Source organism: Siccirubricoccus soli, assembly GCF_024178315.1.
Taxonomy (GTDB): domain Bacteria; phylum Pseudomonadota; class Alphaproteobacteria; order Acetobacterales; family Acetobacteraceae; genus Siccirubricoccus; species Siccirubricoccus soli.
On sequence record NZ_JAMZIK010000222.1, the window covers coordinates 1 to 1244 of the forward strand.

Genomic DNA, 1244 nt, shown 5'->3' on the forward strand with positions numbered 1-1244 from the left:
CCGACAGCACCTGGCCAACGTCATCATCGCCTGCAACTTCGCCCGCCGGCTGAAGACCCTACCCGGCCTCACACCCTCCGAAGCTATCTGCAAAGCCTGGACAGAGGAGCCGTCCAGGTTCATCCATGACCCGCACCACCAAATCCCGAAACCAAACATCTAGGCTCCGGACTCAATCAGCACCATCCGGTAATGATGGCGGCGATGGCGATGGCGGGGGCGAAGGTGCTGGCGAGCTTGTCGTATCGGGTGTGGAGGCGGCGCCAGTCCTTCAGCCGGCCGATGGTGCGTTCGATGACGTTGCGGGCCCTGTAGGTAGGTCGGCTGAAGGGCTGGCGCCGCTTTCGGGTCGGATTAGTTGGGGATCACCGGGATGGTGCCACGGTTGAGCAGGAACTGTCGCAGGCGGTCGCTGTCGTAAGCGGGATCGGCCAGCAGCCAGGCGGCTGGTGGCAGGTCGGCCAACAGCCCTTGGGCGACGCGGACATCGCCGGTCTGCCCGGGCGTCAGGGGGAAGGCCAGCACCCGTCCCAGCTCGTCGGTGACCAGGTGGATCTTGGTGCCCAGGCCGCCCCGGGAGCGGCCTAGGGCCTGGCTGTCGGCCCCCCTTTTCCGCCCGCTGCCGAGCGATGCGCCTTGGCGGTGGTGCTGTCGATCATCTGCATCCCACCTGGGGGGGCGGCGGCAAGCGCGGCAAAAATCGCCAGCCAGATGCCGCGCCGCGACCAGCGGCGGTAGCGGTTGTAGATGGTGGTCGGCGGTCCGTAGCAGGCCGGGCAGTCCTGCCAGCGGCTGCCATTCTTCAGCTGATGCACAATGCCGCTGATCACCCGCCGGTCATCCACCCGCCGCGCCCCAGGCTGGGTCCGCGGCAGATGCCCTTCAATCGCCGCCCACTGCGCCTCCGACAGCCAGAACTCCCCAGCCATCCCTCACCCTCCTCCCACCTCAAGAAGGGTGAAGCACAACCCAAACCCGCAACCCCAGACCTGATCGAGTTTGGAGCCTAGGGCCTGTGAGGGAACCCTTCAAAGGCGGCGGGGAGGTAGAGGGTGCCGCTGAAGCTTGTGGCGGTCTTGTTGTAGCGGGTGGCGAGAGCGCGCCACTCTTTCAGCCTGGCCCACAGGTTCTCGATCTTGTGGCGCCTGCGATAGGCGGCGCGGTCGAAGTGCTGCTGCCTCGGATGGGTGGGGTTGGCGCGCACCACCGGCAGCGCGCCGGCTTCCATCACCAGGGCAATCCAG

At 66.9% G+C, this 1244-nt stretch carries 1 protein-coding gene and 2 pseudogenes; 1 reads left to right on the forward strand and 2 read right to left on the reverse strand.

The annotated features are described in order from the left end of the window. Positions 1–163 (forward strand): annotated as a pseudogene (locus NJ376_RS26775) (IS481 family transposase); the annotation flags it as partial. Between the two features lie 13 nt (positions 164–176). On the opposite strand, the pseudogene NJ376_RS26780 reads toward NJ376_RS26775, so the two are convergent. Both NJ376_RS26780 and NJ376_RS26785 read right to left on the reverse strand, forming a co-directional pair. After that, positions 177–929 (reverse strand): annotated as a pseudogene (locus NJ376_RS26780) (IS5 family transposase). A gap of 77 nt (positions 930–1006) precedes the next feature. Beyond that, on the reverse strand, positions 1007–1244 hold a 238-nt coding region (locus NJ376_RS26785), incomplete at its 5' end, for a transposase (RefSeq protein WP_252956420.1).